At 62.3% G+C, this 21,823-nt stretch carries 11 protein-coding genes and 4 tRNA genes; 11 read left to right on the top strand and 4 right to left on the bottom strand.

Going from position 1 to position 21,823, the window contains the following annotated elements; all coding sequences use genetic code 11:
- Positions 1-162 precede the first annotated feature (162 nt).
- The 6 genes from HMPREF2712_RS08495 to HMPREF2712_RS08470 all read left to right on the top strand — a co-directional run bounded on the left by HMPREF2712_RS08495 (position 163) and on the right by HMPREF2712_RS08470 (position 7,424).
- Positions 163-3,516: a bifunctional [glutamine synthetase] adenylyltransferase/[glutamine synthetase]-adenylyl-L-tyrosine phosphorylase gene (locus HMPREF2712_RS08495; protein ID WP_210401026.1), complete on the top strand. Its 3,354-nt coding sequence runs from the start codon at positions 163-165 to the stop codon at positions 3,514-3,516.
- Between the two features lie 402 nt (positions 3,517-3,918).
- Positions 3,919-3,991: transfer RNA gene (locus tag HMPREF2712_RS08490), tRNA-Gly, on the top strand.
- Positions 3,992-4,038: 47 nt separating this feature from the next.
- A tRNA-Cys gene (locus HMPREF2712_RS08485) sits at positions 4,039-4,109 on the top strand.
- A 24-nt stretch (positions 4,110-4,133) separates the two neighbouring features.
- A tRNA-Val gene (locus HMPREF2712_RS08480) sits at positions 4,134-4,205 on the top strand.
- 554 nt (positions 4,206-4,759) lie between these two features.
- Positions 4,760-5,755, top strand: coding sequence for an HNH endonuclease (locus HMPREF2712_RS08475; RefSeq protein WP_070819747.1), 996 nt, complete (start codon positions 4,760-4,762; stop codon positions 5,753-5,755).
- A gap of 301 nt (positions 5,756-6,056) precedes the next feature.
- A complete protein-coding gene (locus HMPREF2712_RS08470) occupies positions 6,057-7,424 on the top strand; it encodes a hypothetical protein (RefSeq protein WP_070819746.1) in 1,368 nt (455 codons plus the stop codon).
- Positions 7,425-7,799: 375 nt separating this feature from the next.
- On the opposite strand, the gene hrpA is transcribed toward HMPREF2712_RS08470, so the two are convergent.
- Positions 7,800-12,296, bottom strand: a complete 4,497-nt coding sequence (gene hrpA / locus HMPREF2712_RS08465) for an ATP-dependent RNA helicase HrpA (RefSeq protein WP_070819745.1) — start codon at positions 12,294-12,296, stop codon at positions 7,800-7,802.
- A gap of 285 nt (positions 12,297-12,581) precedes the next feature.
- On the opposite strand from hrpA, the gene HMPREF2712_RS08460 reads away from it, so the two are divergent.
- The gene (locus tag HMPREF2712_RS08460; protein ID WP_070629507.1) at positions 12,582-13,043 is read left to right on the top strand and encodes a helix-turn-helix domain-containing protein; all 462 of its coding nucleotides are present in this window, start codon (positions 12,582-12,584) and stop codon (positions 13,041-13,043) included.
- 91 nt (positions 13,044-13,134) lie between these two features.
- Here the strand turns inward: HMPREF2712_RS08460 and HMPREF2712_RS08455 are convergent, their stop codons facing one another.
- The 3 genes from HMPREF2712_RS08455 to HMPREF2712_RS08445 form a co-directional block, all read right to left on the bottom strand.
- Positions 13,135-14,259, bottom strand: coding sequence for an alpha/beta hydrolase (locus HMPREF2712_RS08455; RefSeq protein ID WP_070819744.1), 1,125 nt, complete (start codon positions 14,257-14,259; stop codon positions 13,135-13,137).
- Positions 14,260-14,273: 14 nt separating this feature from the next.
- Complete coding sequence (locus HMPREF2712_RS08450; protein ID WP_070819743.1) at positions 14,274-15,221, bottom strand: NADP-dependent oxidoreductase; 948 nt, start codon at positions 15,219-15,221, stop codon at positions 14,274-14,276.
- 225 nt (positions 15,222-15,446) lie between these two features.
- A tRNA-Arg gene (locus tag HMPREF2712_RS08445) sits at positions 15,447-15,520 on the bottom strand.
- Between the two features lie 74 nt (positions 15,521-15,594).
- Here HMPREF2712_RS08445 and argS point away from each other — a divergent pair.
- From argS to thrC, 4 genes are all read left to right on the top strand, one after another.
- Entirely contained in the window at positions 15,595-17,259 is a 1,665-nt protein-coding gene (argS, locus tag HMPREF2712_RS08440) for an arginine--tRNA ligase (protein ID WP_070819742.1), read from the top strand.
- A gap of 82 nt (positions 17,260-17,341) precedes the next feature.
- Complete coding sequence (gene lysA, locus HMPREF2712_RS08435) at positions 17,342-18,862, top strand: diaminopimelate decarboxylase (RefSeq protein ID WP_070819741.1); 1,521 nt, start codon at positions 17,342-17,344, stop codon at positions 18,860-18,862.
- A gap of 302 nt (positions 18,863-19,164) precedes the next feature.
- Positions 19,165-20,454 (top strand): homoserine dehydrogenase, encoded by a 1,290-nt coding sequence (locus HMPREF2712_RS08430; protein WP_049354858.1) that lies wholly within the window; start codon positions 19,165-19,167, stop codon positions 20,452-20,454.
- A 156-nt stretch (positions 20,455-20,610) separates the two neighbouring features.
- Positions 20,611-21,711: a threonine synthase gene (thrC, locus tag HMPREF2712_RS08425; protein WP_070616551.1), complete on the top strand. Its 1,101-nt coding sequence runs from the start codon at positions 20,611-20,613 to the stop codon at positions 21,709-21,711.
- Positions 21,712-21,823 lie beyond the last annotated feature (112 nt).

The raw sequence follows: 21,823 nt of genomic DNA, 5'->3' as shown, positions 1-21,823 counted from the left end.
GGCGGGTACCGCCCACAGGTCTATCAAATGCACCTATCGGCTGCACCGTTCACCACCGATTTTTAGCCGCCGATTTTGCTGGCGAAATTTATACTCTCCACCCCGGATCTACTCTCCACCCACAGTTCTCTAACCTAGTTCTCTACCCACGGTTCTCATGCTATGACTGACAGCTCCCACTACCCGGCCACCGGGCTCATCCGCATTATCGACCCCGCCAAAGAACCCAAACCGCTCACCGACATCGCCCCCGACGCACTCGACGACGAACAACGCGCCGAAGCCGAACGCAAAGCCCAGCTACGTCTGCGCACCCGCATGATCGCCACCGGCTTCCACGATCCGTCCAAGGCAGAACGCTGGCTCAACGCCCCCGAACTGAAGCACGTCTCGCAGGATGCGCTCTTTGCCGGGCTGCGCCTCGCCCCCTCACCGGATATTGCTCTGCCCGCCCTCGTGCGCCTCATCGAGAAGCACCCGGCGGTCGCCGAACGCGCCAACCTCGGCGAGGAAGAATTCGGCATGTACCGCATACTCGGCGCATCCCAGGCGATTGGCGATTTTCTCTACCGCCGCCCCGAACACATTGACCCGCTCTTCGACACGCAGGTGTACCCGGCTGAGAGCGCGCTGATTCGCTCCCAGTACCCGGCGTCGATTCTGCCGGAAACCGACGGGGAATTCCTGACCCCCATCGCACCGCTGGACACCCCCTACCGCCGCGACATACTCACAGCCCTCGGTGCCGACCCCCACGCGGAGCGTCCGCGCGCTACCGCCGAACAGACCGGCAAAGACGGCTACGTGACCCTGCGCGTCGCCTACCGCGCCGCCCTGGCGCGCATCGCCCTGCTCGACGTGTGCTGCGAAGACCCGGTCGAAATGATGCCCACCATCGGTCGTCACCTCGCCGATTTGGCTGCCGCCGCGCTGGAGGGTGCGCTCGCCATTGCGCGCACCGAAGTGGCGGAGGGGCTGGGCCCCGGCCTGGCGGCTCCTCGCCGAGGCGAAGCCGTAGACGCCCTGGACTTGGCAATTATCGGCATGGGCAAGTGCGGTGCCCGCGAGCTGAACTACATCTCTGACGTTGACGTGGTGTACGTGGTTGCGCCCGTGGAACCCGCCGCCGCTGGCGCCGCGCCTCATGCCGGGGCAGAGGGGGAGAGCGCACCGCTCAAGCTCACCGAGAACGAATGTTCCACCATCGGCACGGAGCTCGTGCACGCTCTCACCCGCGCCATCATGGGCCCCGCACCCGAACCCGCCCTCTGGGAGGTCGACGCGAACCTGCGCCCCGAGGGCAAGGACGGCCCGCTCGTTCGCACCGTTGAATCCTACGTTCAGTACTACAAGCGCTGGGCGGAAAACTGGGAGTTCCAGGCGCTGCTCAAGGCGCGCCCCATCGCCGGTTCGGCGCAGCTGGGTGCCCGCTACGCCCGCGCCATTGACCCCTTCGTGTGGGAGTCCGCCGCCCGTGAATCCTTTGTGGAATCCGTGCAGGCGATGCGCGCCCGGGTGACCGACAATATTCCCTCGAACCAGGTGGACCGCCAGATTAAGCTGGGCCCGGGCGGCCTGCGCGATATCGAGTTCACCGTGCAGCTGCTGCAGCTCGTGCACGGTCGAACCGACCCCGCCGTACGCACCAAATCCACCGTGGATTCCCTCGCGGCGCTGACCGCCGTCAGCTACATTAGCCGCACCGACGCCGAAGCGTTCAGCCGCGACTACAAGAAGCTGCGCGTGCTCGAGCACCGCATCCAACTGCAGCAGCTGCGCCGCACCCATCTGATGCCCGAGAAGGACGCCGAACAGCGCGCCCTCGCCCGCTCAATCCTCTCCCCGGAACGCAACGGCACGCTCTCCGCCGAGCAGATGCTCAAGGCGTGGCAGAAAATCAAACGGAATGTCCGTTCTCTGCACGAGCGGATCTTCTTCCGTCCGCTGCTCGCCGCCGTCTCCACGCTCAGCCGCGACGAAGTGGTGCTCAGCGAACAGGCGGCACAGGACCGCCTCGCAGCCCTCGGCTATCGCGACCCGCGCGGCGCCATGCGCCACATCAAGGCACTCACCACGGGACTTTCCCGTAGCGCAGACATTCAGCGGCACCTCATGCCCGTGCTACTGGGCTGGTTCGCCCGCGGCGTGGACGCGGACGCCGGCCTGCTCGGATTCCGCATCGTCTCCGAATCGCTCGGCAGCACCAGCTGGTACCTGCGCATGCTCCGCGACTCACCCGCAGCCGCCGAACGCCTCAGCCAGCTACTCTCCAGCTCGCGCCTCATGACCGACCTGCTCGAGGATGCCTCCGCCTCCATCGCCTGGCTGGACAAGGTCGCCGACCTCAAACCGCTGGGGGAGGAAGCGCTCGTCTCAGAGATTTCCTCCCTGCTGGCACGCCATGAGGACGCCGCAGAGGCGATGCGCGCCGTACGCTACCTGCGCCGCCGAGAAACCCTGCGCACCGCCATGGGCTGGACCCTGGGCATCGTCGATGTTGAGGACACCTGCGCCGGTCTTGCCGCCATCGACGAGTGTACGATCGGTGCGGCGCTGCAGATTGCCCTGCGTGAACTCCAAGCGGCACCGGAAGGCGCCAAACCCGCCGAAGCTGAGGCGACAGTGGGGGAGAAGCTACTCACCCGTATCGCCGTCATCGGCATGGGCCGCCTCGGCGGCGCCGAGAACGGCTTCGGCTCCGACGCGGACGTCATGTTCGTCCACGAACCCCTCGATGGGGCCGACGAAGACGCAGCACAGGAACAGGCGGCACGCATCGTCAACCGTACCCTGACGCTCCTCAAACAGCCCGTCAAACCCGCCATTCGCGCCGAACGGCCCCTCGAAGTGGACGCCGACCTGCGCCCCGAAGGCAAGCAGGGCGCTATCGTGCGCTCGCTGGACTCCTACCGCTCCTACTACGAACGCTGGGCGGAAACCTGGGAGTTCCAGGCGCTCACCCGCGCCCGCCCCATCGCCGGCGACGAGGCGCTCGGACGCGCTTTCGTGGAGCTCATCGACCCGTACCGCTACCCGGTAGCCTTCGCGCCCGAACAGGTGCAGCAGATTCGCCGCATGAAGGCGCGCGTTGAAAACGAACGCATGCCGCACGGTGCCGACCGCACTCGCCAGCTCAAGCTCGGCCGCGGCGGACTCTCCGACGTGGAATGGCTAGTCCAGCTCGTACAGCTACGCCACGCGCACGCCGTGCCGGGGCTGCGCACCACCTCCACCCTGAAGGCGCTGAACGCCGCGGTTGAGGCGGGGCTGGTCGAAGCTGCGGACGCTGAAATCCTCAGTGGCGCCTGGCTACTCGCCACAAAGATTCGCGGCGGCAACGTACTGCGCGGCGTGCGCCAATCCGACACCCTACCCTCGGGACGCGCCGACTTGGAAGCAATCGCCCGCTGGTGCGGATACCCCGCCGGTAGCGCACGCGCCCTCGAAGAGGACTACCTGCGCCAAACCCGCAACGCCCGCAAAGTCTACGAACGCCTCTTCTTCGAAGAGCTCTAAAAAGATTCCAGAAAAATATGAGCCTGGCGTATTTGCCGGTGCGGATTTCTGATGCGAATTTCATAGGGGAGGGGCAGGGAGCCTGGATCCTCGCCCCTCCTTTTTCGTGTCCTTGTGAAAAATTTTGCGGACACTCAGCGGACATCGTGCGCCCGCCGCCACGTTCACGGGAACAGTAACCACCCCAAAACCCCAAAAATGTGACCGGCACCATGAAAATAAATTTTGCTCACACACCTCAAAAACGAGCCCAAATACCCCGTTCTGCCCCGGAAACACGCGGAACACAAGATGATCTACAAAGGATTTGGCAAACACTCAAAAACCCCGTATAGTATTTACCTGTCAGCACGACGGAGCGAAAAACTCCAACGGAATGATTCAAATTGAATACGCTGATATGCGGTTGTAGCTCAGTTGGTAGAGCACCACCTTGCCAAGGTGGATGTCGCGAGTTCAAGTCTCGTCAACCGCTCGTAAGGACTCCAAGAGTTCGAACGCGTTCCCTTGTGGAGCGTATGCGGTGAGGTGGTCGAGTGGTTAGGCAGCGGCCTGCAAAGCCGTGTACGCGGGTTCGAATCCCGTCCTCACCTCGCAACAAAACAATTGTTTTGTGAGCGCGATTGGCGCAGCGGTAGCGCGCTTCCCTGACACGGAAGAGGTCACTGGTTCGATCCCAGTATCGCGCACAGATAAAGCCCTTAGCTTTCGAGCTAAGGGCTTTTGTGTTTATGTTTTCATTTTCTTGGTTTGCGGAGGGATGGTGCCCTCCTTGTTCCTACAGGGGACCCGCCCTCGCTTCGCTTCGGGCACCCTGATGTCACGACGGAGGACACCATCCCTCTGTTTCCTATGTAAGACACTCAGCCTCAGATTCGTAAGTTCAGGGCTTGGGTGCGCGATACCGGCATAACGAACTGGAGGGGGAGGGGGCTGTCGCCTTCTCAACCTTTTGCTGGCTCTGCCAAGCCTGTTTTGTGACGCTCGCCCCGCTCCGCGTCCCCGATGTCACGACGGAGGACACCATCCCTCCGCCTCGTAGGTAAAACACTCGACCTCGGGTCAGTAGGTGCGGGCTTGGGTGCGCGATACCGGTATAACGAACTGGAGGGGGAGGGGCTGTCGCCATCTCAATCTTTTGCTGGCTCCGCCGAGTCGGCTTTGTCAGCCGAACCTACCTCCGATACCCTAATGGAGGAAATCTACACTCACAGATACACCGCCGTATCGCAAAGGAACACCCGTGAAATCCTTCCTCAAAGGGTTCGGCGTCTTCTTCGCCGTATGCTTCGCCTTCTCCCTCTGGTACGTCATCCTCGGCGTCGTCATCATCGTAGTCATCGTGGGCATTGTCCTGACCATCCGCAAAAACCGGTACTTCGCATCCCCCGAATTCCAGACGCACCGCCAACGCACCGCCACACTCGCCAGCGAATACAACGAAATCGCCAGCTACGTACACGACATCTACACGCACGGAATCTACGAACTCGGCACCTCCACCAACGGCATGTACAGCCACCTCGCCACCGTCGAGGTTCAGCAGCCCAAAACCTGGAAGACGCTGCTGCAGAAGAAACCCGAAGAACGCCACCCTCACGTCTACAAGGCATCCGAACAGGTCGTTCTCGAAGCCGAGCGGGACCCCATCGGCAGCCTCACCAAATACTTCCACATCGAAGCCGACCTGCAAACCCTCAAAGACGTGCAGCGCCTCTCCGACGATATCGCGCGCCTCGAAACCGCCGTCGACAACGTGCGACGCCGCGAAGACGACATGATCGCACACATCAACCCGCCCCAGTTCATCACCAAGATCTACGCCGACGAGTTCTGGAACAAACTCAACGTCTGCCACGTGGGGCTGACCGTGCCGTACCCCATCTACCGCTTCGAATACACCTCACCCGGCGGCAAAGAAAACCGCGCCGTCACCGTCACCCTCGACACCCCAACCCTCGACGCGCTCTCCGAAACCCTCGAACGCAAAATCCGCTGGGCATGGCCCGAAGGCGGCGAACGCACCCTCATGACCGCCCAGCTACGCCAACGCATCAAAGAACGCGACAACTACACCTGCCAAAACCCCGGATGCGGCAACTCCATCATGCGTGAACGAATCCTCATCCTAGAGGTCGTCCACAAGGTCCTGCTATCCGAAGGCGGCAATAACGAGCCCGATAATCTGCAGACCCTCTGCTGGCGTTGCGTGCGCGGACGGAACCTGTGGCTCGCATAAAGCCGCACCTTCCGAAAGCGACATCAGGGTGCCCGCCCGGGCGCTCTCCGCAGCGAAGCAAGGAGCGGCGGAGCGTCCGGGCGTGGCGGGTTCCCCTGCAGGAGCGAAGGAAGGGAGCGGCGCGAGGCGTCCAAAAGCTCGCAGGCCGTGCGCTAGCCAGGGATTTATGTTAAAGCTGAGGTTCAGGGTATTCTTTTCCTCGGCGCTGATTTTCTTTCCACAGCAAGCAAATCGAGGCTCGCCTGGTTTCAAATAAAGTCGCACCGCAAACACATCACCCCACCTGAATAAAGGGCATACCATGTCTACATCCCTGACCCGCCGCAAGCTCGTCGCCGGTGCAGCCTGGGCGGCACCCGTCGTCGCCGCCTCCGCAACCATCCCCTCCTACGCAGCGTCCGTCGCCGCTACGAACGACTGCATCCTGGCAGCTAGCCCGGCGTACAACATCTCCGGCACCGATGAAGGCACCAAGACCGTGCAGAGCTTTGCCGTGCCCGACAACGTCCACAAGCTCCGCTTCGAACTGGTCGGCGGCGCAGGCGGCACCAACAACCGCATGACCCCCGCCGGCTCCGGCGCGAAGGTCAGCGGCATCATCCCCGTCACTCCCGGCTCCACCGTGCAGATCATCGCCGCGGCAGGCGGTATCGGTGACGGCTCCCTCACCCCCACCGCCGGTGGTGAAGGATACGGCAACGGCGGCTCCGTACCCGCCTACACTATCCCAGCCACCATCACCGCGCAGGTCGACGCCAAGTACGCGGCCCCGGCAAACTCCAAGACTCAGGCGTACGCTGCATCCGGCGGCGGCTCCTCCGCACTACTCATCGACGGCACCGTAATCGCTGTGGCTGGCGGCGGTGGCGGCGCGGGCATGACCACCTCCGGCGTGTCCTACGCAGACCCCTGGTACTCCAACTTCAACGGCCAGATCGACGCCGGTGTGGCGCCCCTCGGTTCGGACGCATCCCCGCAGTTCGACGCGGCGGGTAGCGCCTCCGCGGCGGCAGGCTCCAACGGCACCCCCGGCTACGAAATCTATAACGCTGAACGCTCCAAGGTCCTGACCTACAACTCCGGTTCCGGCGGCGCGGCGGGCGTGGGCGGTGCAGGCGGCGCGGCAGGCACTCTGCCGGCAAGCGGCCCCATCATCGGCTTTGAAACCACCAACAACCAGGTGCTATTCAGCCAGTTCGTCGCCGGTAACGCGGGCACGAGCGGCTTCGCGGGCAACGGCGGCGACGGTGCGGGTGCGTACTCCTACCAGCTGGATGAGAACCCCGCCAGCGTGCACGAGAAGGGCACCTACGAGGACCGCAGCTGGGACCTGGACGTCTACAACGACGAGGGCGCGTACGCGCAGAACTTCAACGGCTACCAGTCCGTGGTGTCCGGTGGTGGCGGTGCAGGCTACGGTGGTGGCGGTTCCGGTGCGGCACAGTCTGTCTCCTCGATTGTGCTGACTCAGAAGTGGCTGAACAGCCCGACCGGCGTGCGTCAGGGTATCGGCTACACGATGCAGGGCGGCGCAGGTGGCGCGGGCGGCTCGTACCTCGCCCCGTCGGTGAGCGACGGCGCCATCGCCTCGGCCGAGAACGCGCCGCAGTGGATGCACGACCGCGGTAACGGTTCGGTGACGGTGACCTTCTGCGAGGCTGCCGCCTAAACGCTTCTCCCGCTGAGAGGCGGTGTTCGTCCTCGCTCCTACAGGGGCACCCGCCCTCGCAGAGCTCGGGCACCCTGATGTCGCTACGGAGGACACCGCCTTTCCGCGCTAGGTTCCCGGCTTAGCTTGCGCTGTGAACGGCAAAGAGCCCCCACACGATTACCTCGTGTGGGGGATCTTTGCTTGTGCTGCAGGTGCAGCCGTGTTTTCCGGAAGCGCCCTCAGGGTGTCAACCCGGACGCTCTCCGCAGCGAAGCAAGGAGAGGACGGAGCGTCCGGGTGACGGGTGCCCCTGCGTAGGCGCGGAGGAAACATGCGGCGCACCTACACCTGAGTAAGAGCGAGGACGAACACCGCCGTCCGCAAGCTCAAAATCTAACGCTTGATAGCGTCCAGCGCCTCACGCTGAGCCTTTGCAATGCGCTTCTCAGACACCGTGTAGGCGGTACCAAGCTCCTGGGCGAAGAAGCTGACGCGCAGCTCCTCAATCATCCAGTTCACGCGGCGGAGCGTATCCGGCACGATGGTGCCTGCCGGTAGCGACTTGACCGCGTTATCGTAGGAGTCTTCCAGGTCCTGCACGGTGAGCATGAGCTGGTTGTCGCGGTGCAGGTTCGGGCCGAGCTTCGTCAGGCGCACCTGGGCGGCCTTGAGGTAGCGCGGGATGTGAACCAGCTGGTCGTAGCCGGTTTTCGCCACGAATCCGGGGTAGACGAGGTTCTCCATCTGTGCCTTCACGTCGGAGACGGCGTGCATGGTCGTCAGCGAGGTTGCCTTCTTGATTGCCTTCTTCAGCGCGGTGGCTTCGGAGAGGATTTCGGCGACGAGCTTAGTGACGTCGAAGACCGTTTCGATGAGTTCGGCACGCACGTGCTCATAGAGTTCGCTGTATTCGGCGTGCGTGAAGATGGGGGTGTGCGGCACGAGGTGGTCGAGTGCCGCGACGGTGCAGTCGCGAATGAGTTCGTCGATGGAGCCGTGCGGGTTCTGCGTGAAGACGATTTTCTCCTTGTGGGAGAGGTGTTCGCTCACGTAGCGTACGGGCGAGGGCACTTGCAGCTGGAGCAGGCGGATGATGCCGCGGCGCTGTGCATGGAGCTGTTCGGCTTCGGTGGGGAAGATGCGCAGACCTACGCTGGTTTCTTCGTCGACGAGGGCGGGGTATCCGTTGACTGCCTGGGTGGCGATGATGCGCTGTACCTTGCGGGGGATTTCTCCGTTGGGGAAGAGGTCGGCGGGGAATTCGGTGAGGCCACTGATTTCGCGTACTCCGCCGGATGCATCCGCGTTGGCAAGGGTACCCGGGCTCTTCGCGCCCTTCTTGGCAGAAGCCGCAGAGTTGCCCGAGTTGCCCGAACCGCCTGAGTTGCCCGAACCACCCTGGGTGAGCGCCACCATTTTTGCCATGGTGTCGTCGGATGCGCCGAGCGAGTCGGCGAGGGCGCTGCGAATCTCCTTGTGTAGCTGCTGCTGCAGGGCTCGCAGGTCCTTGCCCTCACCCAGGATTTTGTTGCGTGCGTTGCGCACCTGGAATCCCATTTTCAGGTGTTCGGGCACGGCGTCCCAGTTAAAGGCTTCGGGCTCGACAACGACGCCGCGCAGGCGGCGTAGTACGAGTGCAAGGGAGGGGATGAGCTCGTCGGTGGCGGGGGAGTAGTCCTCCTCCAGTGCGGCGCAGGCGGCGCGTGCTACGTCGGGTGCAGGTACGAAGTTGCGTCGAATCGCCTTGGGGAGCGATTTGATGAGCGCGGTGACGAGTTCGTGGCGCAGGCCGGGGATCTGCCAGCGGAACGGTTCGGGGTTCAGCTGGTTGAGGAACAGGATAGGTACCTGGACTGCTACGCCGTCGCGCTTGGCGGCGTCGGTGCGGGCCCCTCCGATGCCGGCGGTGGGGGCGTATTCGTAGCGCAGGTCGAGGGTCAGTTCGCCGCTGTCGGTGCGCTGCACCCACTGGCGGGGGAACTGGGAGTCGTCGTAGTCGGCGGCTTCCTCGTTGATGAGCTTTTCGGGGTTGAAGTCCAGGTAGTTGTCGTCTTCAAGACGTGCCTGCTTCCACCACTTGTCGAAGGCGCGCACGTCGGTCACGTGGGCGGGGATGCGTGCGTCGTAGAAGGCGAAGAGTACGGAGTCGTCCACGCGCAGGTCGCGGCGGCGCAGGCGTGCTTCGAGTTCTTCGACCTCAGCGAGGGCGCGCTGGTTGCGCAGGTAGAACTTGTGCTGGGTGTGCCATTGGCCTTCGACGAGGGCGGACTGGATGAACAGTTCGCGGGCTGCGGCGGCGTCTACGCGGGCGTACTGTACGGGGCGGTCGGCGTAGATGGTCAGGCCGAAGAGGGTGCCCTTGGCGTAGGCGACTGCCGCGCCGGAGCTGAGGGACCAGTGCGGTTCGGAGTATTGCACGCTGATGAGGTGCTTGCCGATTTCTTCGATCCACTGCGGGTCGATGGAGGCGTTGGTGCGCGCCCACAGGCGGGAGGTTTCGACGAGTTCGGCGGAGAGCACCCAGTCGGGGCTCTTTTTGAACAGGCCGGAGCCGGGGAAGATCGCGAACTTGGTGCCGCGTGCGCCGAGGTATTCGCGGGGGCCGCGGTTGCGTCCCTTGGAGTCCTTTTCGCGTTCTTCCTTGACGCCTACGTGCGAGAGCAGGCCGGAGAGCAGGCTCTTGTGGATGTCTACCTCGTGGGCGGAGGCGTTGATGTCCCTGCCGCCGCTGGCGTGAATGTTGGCGGTGCGTCCCATTTCGCGTAGCTGGGCGAAGAGGTCCTGCCATTCGCGGATGCGCAGGTAGTTGATGAACTCGCGGTGGCACATTTTGCGCAGCTGCGAGGAGGACAGCGCCGCCTGCTGCTCGTTGATGTAGTCCCAGAGCAGCAGGAAGGAGGAGAAGTCGGAGGTGTCGTCGACGAAGCGGGCGTGCATCGCGTCGGCTTCTGCGCGCACGTCGGCGGGGCGTTCGCGAGGGTCCTGGATGGTCAGGGCGGCGGCGAGTACCATCATTTCCTTGGCGCAGTTGCGGCGGCCGCCTTCAATGATCATGCGGGCGAGGCGCGGGTCCACGGGGAATGCCGCCATGGCTCGGCCGATGGCGGTGAGGGTTGCGCTATTGCCGCGGCCCTTGCGGGGGCCGCGGGGGCGTTCGGTGAGCGCGCCGAGTTCGCGGAGCAGATTCACGCCGTCGTTGATGGCGCGGGATGCTGGCGGCTGTACGAACGGGAAGCGGGAGATGTCGCCGGGCTCGCGGACCACGCCGATTGCGATCATCTGCAGGATGACGGCTGCGAGGTTGGTGCGCAGAATTTCGGGGTCGGTGAACTCGGGGCGCGAGTTGAAGTCTTCCTCGGAGTAGAGGCGGATTGCGATGCCGTCGCTGACGCGGCCGCATCGACCGGAGCGCTGGTTGGCGCTTGCCTGCGAGATGCGTTCGATGGGCAGACGCTGAACCTTGGTGCGTGCCGAGTAGCGGGAGATGCGTGCGGTGCCGGTGTCGATGACGTACTTGATGCCGGGCACGGTCAGCGAGGTTTCGGCAACGTTCGTGGCGAGCACGATGCGCGGGCGGGATCCGGGGGAGAACACGCGGTGCTGTTCGGCGAGCGAGAGGCGCGCGTACAGGGGCAGCACTTCGTAGTTCAGGCACGGCGACTTGAGAACCATTGCCTCGATGGCGTCCTTGGCGTCGCGGATTTCGCGTTCGCCGGAGAAGAAGATGAGGATGTCGCCGGGCGCTTCCTTGGAGAGTTCCTTGATGGCGTCGAGGATGCCGTCGGTGGGGTCGTGGTCGTCTTCGATTTCGTCGTCGCTGAGGTAGTCTTCCTCGTCGAGCGGGCGGTAGCGGATTTCCACGGGGTAGGTTCGGCCGGACACCTCAATGATGGGCGGCGCGTCGTCGGGCAGGATTGCTTCGGCGATTTCGCGTTCTTCGGCGCTGAGGTTTTCGTCGACGATGCCCTTGCCCGGCACGTAGCTGGGGGAGAAGTGGCGCGCGAAACGCTCCGGGTCGATGGTCGCGGAGGTGATGATGACCTTCAGGTCCGGGCGCTGCGGCAGGATGCGCTTGAGGTAGCCGAGGATGAAGTCAATGTTCAGGCTGCGTTCGTGCGCTTCGTCAATGATGAGGGTGGAGTAGCGGCGCAGCAGCTTGTCGTTCTGGATTTCGGCGAGCAGAATGCCGTCGGTCATGAGCTTGATAGCGCTGTGTTCGCCGACTTCGGAGGTGAATCGCACCTGGTAGCCGACGGTTTCACCGATTTTCTGACCAAGTTCTTCGGCGATGCGTTCGGCGACGGAGCGTGCGGCGAGGCGGCGCGGCTGGGTGTGGCCGATGAGGCCCTTCTCTCCCAGGCCCAGGTCGAGGCACATTTTGGGGATCTGGGTGGTTTTACCGGAGCCAGTTTCACCCGCGATGATGACGACCTGGTTGTCGCGGATCGCGTTCATGATATCTTCGCGGCGTTCGCTGACGGGCAGCTCTTCGGGGTAGGTGATGATCTCGGGAATGAGCGGCTCGTAGCGGCGCGGTACCGGGCGGTTCTGCTGGTTGCTCTGCTTGCGGGTGCGGTTGTTGGCGCCTGCGCGTCGGTTGGAGCGGGAGGCGTTGGAGTTGCGTTCGGAGGTGCCGCGGGAGGAGTTCTTGCGGTCTGCGTTATTCTTCTGGGCGCTGTTCTTCTGTGCACCCTTCTTCGGGGCGCCGTTTTTTACCGCGTTGTTCTCAGTAGTTTTATCTGCGGTTTTGCCAGCGGCTTTTTCAGCGGTTTTTTCGGAGGATCGTACCTTTGCCGCGTGTATTGCGGCGGCCATGCTCGCCATGGTGGGGGCGGTGCGGGGGGCCTTAGAAGTATCTGCGTGTTTCTTCGTGGATTTCTGCTCAGACATATCCTATCCAGTGTACTCGCCTTGCCCGCGGTGGGCTTGGGGTGTGCTTTGTTTGTCATATTTGGGTTTGTTCGCGGGAACCCCGGGGTGGGCGGTGGTGGAATACTGACCCTGAACGAGCAGTTAAGATACAATAAACGACATCAAATGCTATCTAAAGAGTTAATAATTATTCATTTGAATTTTATGCACCGTAGATGCGAATTAACTGCGCTTCTTAACTTTCTTTCGATAGTTTCGTTCAACTGCTACAGTGGTGAATAACACAGTAACGAAGGAGTGACTATGCCATCACCAAAGACGTACCCGGCAACACGTGTTGCAGTGTTGGATTGCTGCGAAGACGGACAGTACGAAGAAATTCACCACCGCTGCGAAGAGCTCTTCCAAGCCCTCGTTCACGCGAGTCTGCGCACCCACTTCGACCGCCTCAGCGCCGAAGAAACCCTCTACCTGGTCACCGGCGACGGCGAGCGCGTACAGATTTCCCCCGAAATGTACGGACCCCTCACCTCCGTAGCGCGCGCATTCGCCGACCGCAAGGATGTCTGCGTGGTTCGCCAGGACCGCCTCATGACCACGCAGGAGGCGGCAGACTACCTGGGCGTATCCCGCCCGACCGTTGTTCGCCTGCTGGAGCGCGGAGATATTCCGTTCGAGCGCATTAACACGCACCGTCGCGTTGCTTTTGATGACCTCGAGCGTTACCGCCTTGAGCACGAATACGTGAACCGCCGCGTTCGCTAAACCTGTATCTGGTCAATTACTGTCCGGTCAATCACTCTGAATCAGACAGTATGGTTCAGACACTACGGTTGAACTGAACAGCGCGGTTGAACTAAACAGTACGGTTGAAGAACCGCAGCATCTGCTGAACAATATCGGGGCTAAAACAGCGCGAATCCCCGTGTTCGGCATCCGGAACCAGCACCAAATCGGTAGGCACCTGCCGCGTGCGCAGCGCCTGATACACCCGCACCGATTGCTGGTACGGCACACACGAATCACTAATACCGTGCACGAGCATCAGGGCAGTGGCACCGCCGCTCGCACCCTGTGCAGAGGCACTTTCGACCTTATTCACTCGTTTCTGGGGGCGTACCGCATCAATAGGATGCGCACGCTCCCAGTTCTTTTGGGCGCGCTCGATGCAGACACTCGGAACCGCCCGCTCACCCTTGGAAGCGTCGATAGTAGACACGTCTGCGGGGACCGGGTAGGTGCTTCCCAACAGCCGCCATTCGGCGCCGTCATCCTCGGGGTGGTCGAGAGCGTAGCCAGCCAGGGGACGGTCGGTGAAGATGGTCCTCAAATCGCTGACCCCGTAAAACGAAGCCGCCGCCGTCACCTGCGAACTATGGGACGGGTAGGCGCTCGCCGCCCTGCCCTCATAGTATTCGTCGTGCTCGGGTGCGCTCGTATGATTTTCGACGGCGGAATTCTCAGCGGTGGAATCTCCCGTATGCGCAACCAGCATGCTCAGGTGCCCGCCCGCGCTTCCACCCGCTACCGCAATGCGCTGCGGGTCAATGCCGAACTCGTGCGCGTGGGCGCGGAAGAAACGCACCGCCTCCTTCACATCGTGCAGGGCACCTGGGAAGAGCGCCTGATGCGAATACCGGTAGTTGATGGACGCAACCGCCCAGCCTGCCTGCTGAAAAGCGGCGCGCATGAGAGCCTGGGTATTGGGCTGCTCCCCGCCAGGGGTGCGCAGGATGATGTCGCGTAGGGCCTGGTTGGTGCCGAAGCGCCAGGCGCCACCGTGAACCCACACCAGCAGCGGCGCGGGGGAAGAGATATCCCCGGTCTTGGGGAAGAAATCGTAGGCGAACGCCTCGCGAGTTACCGGTGACTGCGCGCCGTAGTCGGGTAGTGAGTGGGCATCGTAAAAGCCCGCCTCGCGGTAAAAACCGGAGCAGTACTCGGTGCCCTCAACCTTCGGCGCGCTCTCAGAAATCTGCATGAATCAGCACCTCGTTAGGGAACCAGTACGATCTTGCCGCGGGTGCGACCCGTCGCCACCAGTGTGTGAGCCTGCGCAGCCTGCGAAAAATCAAGCACCTGATCCACGTGCACCTTCAACAGGCCCAAGGACATGAGGCGGGCAATCTCCTGCATCTGCGCGCGGTCCGGGTGAACCGTCAGCCACTGCGCCTCGAAGCCGCGCTCACGCGCAACATCCAGCGGGTCGGGGCTGGTCAGCGTGACAATGCGGCCGCCGGGAACCAGCACCTCCAGCGAATCGAGGAAGGTCTGCTGACCGGTGGAATTGAGCACCACATCCATGGTCTGACCCAGTACGGTACGGAAATCCTCGGTGCGGTAATCAATAGGCTGGGCACCCAGCGAGCGCACAAACTCGTGGTTCGCCGCGGAGGCGGTCGCAAAAACCTGAGCGCCAGCCTGCGCCGCCAGCTGAACGGCGAGGTGACCGACGCCTCCGGCACCGGCGTGAATGAGCACGCGCTCGCCTTCCTTCAATCGCGCCACTTCGAAGAGCGCCTGGTATGCGGTCAGCGCCGCCAGGGGAGCGCCACCCAATTGCGCGCAGGGAACATCGGCGGGCACCTTCACCAGCTGATGCGCCGGGGCGAGAACATACTCGGCGTAAGCACCGGCGGGGGAGGGAAAAGCAACAAGACCAAATACGCCGTCGCCCACCTTAAAACCCGTGTAGTCGCCGGCGGTAGCAACCACGGTGCCGGCAACATCCCAGCCGGGCACGAAGGGCTTGTACGACGGGTCGACAAGCTGAGCGGCGGGGCCCAGACCCTTGCGGGTGGTCAGGTCAATCGGGTTCACACCGGCGGCAACCGTCTTGATGAGCACGTGACCGCGCACCGGCGAGGGGATGGGCACGCTTGCTTCGTGCAGAACGTTTTCGTCGCCCCATTCGGTGAGCTGAATCTGGCGCATGGTGGTCATCGGGTTACCTCCGCTGTTGTGGCTTGAAGCCGTGCTGATGTGACGGGTGTGCGCGTTTTCCCATTCTCTCAAGGCTGTTAGCGTTGCCACAACAGGGCGGAGGGTAGTGTCCACGCTCTGACGTTGAAAAGTGGGGGCAGCATGGCAGTTAAATAAAAAGGAGCCGATACCCAACAATACGCCTCGGATATCGGCTCCCGTGTTCCCTCTCGAATAAGAACATCGTGCCCCTGAAAGGATTCGAACCTTCGACCCCCAGTACCGGAAACTGGTGCTCTAATCCGCTGAGCTACAGAGGCAACCCACCTATGGTATCAGATAAGCACTAGATAAAGGGTCAGGCACCTGCCAAGGCTTGCTAGAATAGTTTGTTATGACTCCTGAAGAACTCTCCGAAGCCATTGCGCTTGCCCTTGAAGAAACCATTTCCTCCGGCCAGCTGACCCTCGTGGAGGGCGCTGAACTGCCCGCCGTCCGAGTGGAGCGCCCCAAGTCCCGCGAACACGGCGACTGGGCAACCAACGTCGCTCTGCAGCTCGCTAAGAAGGTGGGCAAGAACCCGCGTGAGGCAGCAGCTCTTCTGGCAGAGAAGATTGGTGCCATCCCCGGTGTCGCATCCGTAGATATTGCTGGTCCCGGCTTCCTGAACATCACCCTGGACGCCGCAGCTGCTGGTGAGCTTGCCGCCACCATCGTTGAGGCTGGCGAAGCATACGGCCGCAGCGACAAGTTCGCCGGCAAGACCATTAACCTTGAGTTCGTCTCCGCGAACCCCACCGGCCCCATCCACCTGGGTGGCACCCGCTGGGCTGCCGTCGGTGATGCGCTCGCCCGCGTCCTTGAGGCTGAGGGCGCTAACGTGGTGCGTGAATACTACTTCAACGACCACGGCACCCAGATTGACCGTTTCGTGCGCTCCCTGATTGCTGCTGCCCGCGGTGAGGAGACCCCCGAGGACGGCTACGCTGGTGCGTACATTGTGGACATTAAGGACCAGATCCTGGCTCAGCGCCCCGACGCGCTTGAGGCTGAGAACCCCGAAGAGATTTTCCGCGAAATCGGTACTCACCTGATGTTCAATCAGATCAAGGAGTCCCTGGCGGCATTCGGCACCCACTTCGACGTGTTCTTCCACGAGAACTCCGTGTTCGAAGGCGGCAAGGTGGACGCCCTGCTCGACGCTATGCGCGAGAACGGTCAGCTCTTCGAGGCTGACGGCGCATGGTGGATGCGCACCACCGACTACGGCGACGACAAGGATCGCGTGGTCATCAAGTCTGACGGTAACCACGCCTACGTGGCGGGCGATATCGCCTACTACCAGGACAAGATGACCCGCGCCGAGAACCCCGCAGACGTGGCGATTTACATGCTCGGTGCTGACCACAACGGCTACGTGGGCCGTCTGAAGGCTATCGCCCAGATTCTTGGCTACCGCGCCGACCAGATTGAGGTCATGATTGGTCAGCTGGTGAACCTGGTCAAGGACGGCAAGCCCGTCCGCATGTCCAAGCGTGCCGGCACCGTGGTCACCCTCGAGGACCTGGTCGAGGCTGTTGGCGTTGACGCGGCTCGCTACGAGCTGACCCGCTACTCGGTGGACACCCCCATCGATATTGACCTGGGCCTGCTGACTTCCAAGAGCAACGAGAACCCGGTCTACTACGTGCAGTACGCTCACGCACGTACCGCCGCTGTGGCACGTAACGCTGCGGAGGCTGGCGTGAAGGTTGAGGACGGCGTGGACACCTCCCTGCTCGACTCGGCTGCTGACGGTGAGCTGCTGGCTGTACTCGGCCAGTTCCCCGCCGCTGTGCGTGATGCCGCGAAGTTCTACGAGCCGCACCGCGTGAACCGCTACCTGGAGCAGCTCGCTTCGGCGTACCACAGCTGGTACGGTGTCTCCCGCGTCACCCCCAAGGCGGATGAAGAGGTCACCGACCTGCACCGTACCCGCCTGCTGCTGAACAACGCGGCACAGCAGGTGCTGGCTAACGGCCTGAACCTGCTGGGTGTGAGCGCACCCGAGCGCATGTAATACTCTCGTTTCAACCCCCGACCCGGTGCTACTGGGGCGGGGGTTGAACGTATGCCGGCAAGATAGCTAAGAAAGAGACACGATGAGCGAAGCCCGCGCCCTCTACGCCCCCGAATGGCTCACCTACCCCGAGCATCCCGAAGCACTGTCCCGCACAATCTGGACGGATTCCTTCACCCGCAATGAGCAGGGCGAGCTCTGCATTGACGGCGTGACCGTCAGCGACCTGGTTGCTGAGCACGAAACCCCGCAGTATGTCTTCTCCGAGACAACCTTCCGCGCCCGCGCCCGCGCCTACCGCACCGCTTTTGAGCAGGCTTTCGCCGTGCACGGTGCGAAGGTGAGCGTCTACTACGCCGGTAAGTCGTTCCTGTCCACCGCCGTGGCGCGCTGGGCTACCGAGGAGGGGCTGTGCCTGGATACCGCCTCCGGTGGTGAGTTGGCGTTGGCTCTGCGCGCACAGGTGCCCGGTGCGAACATCGCCCTGCACGGTAACAACAAGTCGGAGGCTGAGATTGCCCGCGCGATCCGCAACGGCCTGGGCCGCGTGGTGGCTGACTCGGTGGACGAGCTCAAGCTCATTGAGCGCGTGTACGCCGAGCTTGCCGCCGAGCGTGTGGCTGAGGGCGAGGAACCCTACGCCCCGGTTCCGGTGCTGATTCGCATCACCCCCGGTGTGCATGCCTCGACCCACGAGTCCATTGCGACCGCGCACGAGGATCAGAAGTTCGGCATGTCCCTGCAGCCCGGCACCGCCGCGCTCGCCGGTTTGGATGAGGAGGAGCTGGAGCACTGGGGTGTTGAGTCCACCGATTCTTACGCGGCTCTGGCTGCCGCGATTCTGAACGCGACCGATTCCCTGGATTTCCGCGGTATTCACTGCCATATTGGTTCGCAGATTTTTGAGGCGGAGGGCTTTGAGCAGGCGGCTACTACCGCCCTGGAGTTCATGAACCGTCTCAACCGTGACCTGGGCGTGACCCTGCCGGAGCTGGACCTGGGTGGTGGCTACGGCATCGGCTACACCGAGGCGGATCACCCCCGCTCCATTACCGAGGTGACCGAGTCGATTGCCGCTTCCGTCGCGGCGACCTGCGAGCGCCTGGGCATGGCGATTCCGCATATGTCGTTTGAGCCGGGCCGTTCCATTTCTGGTCCTTCGGGTGCGACCCTGTACACGGTCGGCACCATTAAGAACGTGAGCATTGAGGATGAGAACGGCGAGATTCGTGTGCGCCGCTACGTTTCGGTGGACGGTGGTATGAGCGATAACGCCCGCCCGGTGCTGTACGAATCGGATTATTCGGTGACCCTGGCGAATCGTGCTCCGGCGGGGGAGCAGGTGCTCTCTCGCGTGGTGGGTAAGCACTGCGAGTCTGGCGATGTGGTGGTTCGTTACTGCTACCTGCCTGCTGACCTGCAGGCTGGCGATATTTTGGCGGTTCCGGCGACCGGCGCGTACTGCTATGTGCTGGGTTCGAACTATAACTTCTTGACTCGCCCGCCGGTGATTGCCACTGCTGAGGGTAAGCCTTCTCGTGTGATGATTCGTCGTCAGCGTGAGGAGGATATGTTGGCGCTGGATATGGGTTCGGATATCTAAGAACCCATTCTGACATCATGAAAAACCGTGAAGTTCCCATTTTTGCAATGGACGCCGTGAGGTGGCGGTCGCGGGCGGGGTCTTCACGATTTTGCGCGTTTACAACATGACAGAAGATAAGGTTCACCTCATAAGTGTGAGGGAAACCTCATCTCAGAGAGTAAAAGTCGCACCTTGAGGCCGCAGCCCCGTCGCCGCCTCTTGATAAAGTGGTTGTTGGGTGCGTGCTCTGCGCCGCATCCGTGCCGTAGCCCGAAGAGATACCGGGGCGAACCCGGAACAGACCGTAGAAAGAGACTATCGTGGCTGAAAAGATCAAAGTAGCACTGCTTGGTGCCGGTAATGTCGGTTCCCAGGCTGCTCGCATCCTGGTCGAGGATAACGCCGTCCTTGAAAAGCGCATTGGCGCGCCCGTGGAATTGATCGGTATTGCTGTGCGCGATACTAATGCATCCCGCCACTGGAATGCGGACCCCTCGCTGTACACCACCGACGCTGAATCCCTGATTGATGCGGCGGATGTGGTCATCGAGCTGACCGGCGGTATTGAGCCGGCTCGCACCCGCATTCTGCGTGCTCTGAAGGCGGGTAAGTCCGTGGTTTCCGGTAACAAGGCACTGCTGGCTAAGCACGGCGTGGAGCTGCAGGCTGCCGCTGATGAGTCCGGTGCTCAGCTCTCTTACGAGGCTGCTGTTGCTGGCGCTATCCCGATTCTGCGCCCCCTGCGTGACTCCCTGGCTGGTGACCGTGTGACCCGCGTTCTGGGCATCATGAACGGCACCACCAACTACATTCTTGACCAGATGGACACCACCGGCGCATCCTTCTCGGACGCGCTGGCTGAGGCTCAGAAGCTCGGCTACGCGGAGGCTGACCCGACCGCTGACGTTGAGGGCCACGACGCCGCGTCGAAGGCTGCGATTGTTGCTTCTTTGGCGTTCCACTCGACGTTCACTATTGATGACGTGCACACCGAGGGCATTACTTCTATCACCGCTGATGATGTTGCTGCCGCGGATGCTGATGGTTACGTCATCAAGCTGCTGGCTATTTGCGAGCGCGAGGGTGAGAACGGCGCGAACATTCGCGTGAACCCAACCCTGATTCCTCGTCAGCACCCGCTGGCGGGCGTGCACGGTGCGTTCAACGCTGTGTTTGTTGAGGCGGAGAACGCTGGTGAGCTGATGTTCTACGGTCCCGGCGCGGGTGGCGCTCCGACTGCTTCGGCTGTTCTGGGTGACTTCGTGTCCCTGGCTCGTCGTCTGGTGCTGGGTGGTCCCGGTGTTCCGGAGACTTCCCACGCGCAGCTGCACGCAACCGGTCTGGATAACGTGGTGTCTCGCTACTCGGTGGGTGTTTTGGTTGAGGACCGCCTGGGCGTTCTGGCGAATATTACCCGCATCCTGACTGAGCACGGTATTTCTGTTGATTCTCTGCGCCAGTCCGCCCCGAAGGAGGGTGTGGCTCAGATTCGTATGGTCACCCACTCTGCGAAGGACGCTGATTTGCGCCGTGCGATTGCTGTGATTGACGCTCTGGACACTGTGCGTGAGGTGAATTCGGTCATCCGCGTGGAGTCTGAGAAGCACTAGGCGCTTAGCGCTAACTGACGTGCGGCACGCGCCGCTCACTAAACCTGCGGTGTTTTCGTGTAGAAGCATCGCTCACGAACGAACCCGCGTACCCGCTATCGCGCCGGACCTATGGGAGGTCCGGCGGGCGGGGCGCCAAGATTGAAGGAGAAGCCAATGGCACACGTGTGGCAGGGCGTTATCAATGAGTACCGTGACCGTCTGCCTTTCGCAGATGATGTGAAGGCTGTGACCCTGGGCGAGGGCGGTACCCCGCTGATTCACGCGCCGGCACTGTCTGCTGAGACCGGTAACACCGTTTACCTGAAGTTTGAGGGTATGAACCCGACCGGTTCGTTCAAGGACCGCGGTATGACCAGCGCGATGACCGCCGCTAAGCGTGACGGCGCGAAGGCTGTTGTGTGCGCTTCGACCGGTAACACTTCCGCTTCGGCGGCTGCGTACGCTCTGCAGGCTGGTATGCGCTGTGCAGTGCTGGTTCCGGACGGCAAGATTTCTATGGGTAAGCTGTCTCAGGCTATCGCTCACGGTGCTGACATCATTCAGATTGACGGCAACTTCGATAACTGCCTGGAGATTGCTCGCAAGCTCAGCGAGAACTACCCGGTGTTCCTGGTGAACTCGGTCAACCCTTACCGTATTGAGGGCCAGAAGACCGGTTCGTTTGAGGTTGTTGACACCCTGGGTGACGCTCCCGATTACCACTTGCTGCCGGTTGGTAACGCGGGTAATATCACCGCGTACTGGAAGGGCTACAAGGAGTACTCGGAGCCTTACACCAACCGTGACGGTAAGGTGCTGGAGCCGGTTGCGACCAAGCGTCCGATCATGTGGGGCTTCCAGGCTGCTGGTGCTGCACCGATCGTTGCTGGTCACCCGATTGAGGCTCCTGAGACCATTGCGACCGCGATCCGTATCGGTAACCCCGCGTCGTGGGAGAAGGCTGAAGCTGCTCGTGACGAGTCCGGCGGCGTGATTGAGGCTGTCACCGATGAGGAGATTCTGGAGGCGCACCGCTGGCTGTCTGCCCGCGAGGGTGTCTTCGTGGAGCCGGCTTCGGCTGCCGGTGTTGCGGGTCTGCTGAAGAAGCACCGCGCCGGTGAAGCTCCCGAGGGTAAGACCATCGTCATCACCGTGACCGGTCACGGTCTGAAGGACCCGCAGTGGGCTCTTGAGGCTGTGAACGGCGTGAAGGTTGAGCCGACTAAGGCTCCCTTCGACGTGGTTGCTGTGGCAGATATTCTCGATTTGCACTAGCCTATTCATACTACGTTGTGCACTCCGTCCCGATTTTTCGGGGCGGGGTGCACCTGCATGACAGCCCTTTTTGTATCTTTCACCTATTCACTCATTACGTCACCGATCGCGA

The sequence above is a fragment of the Rothia sp. HMSC064F07 genome (assembly GCF_001837265.1).
Lineage (GTDB): Bacteria > Actinomycetota > Actinomycetes > Actinomycetales > Micrococcaceae > Rothia > Rothia mucilaginosa.
Note: the sequence above shows the minus strand (reverse complement) of the source record. Positions and strands in the feature narration are given on the sequence as shown.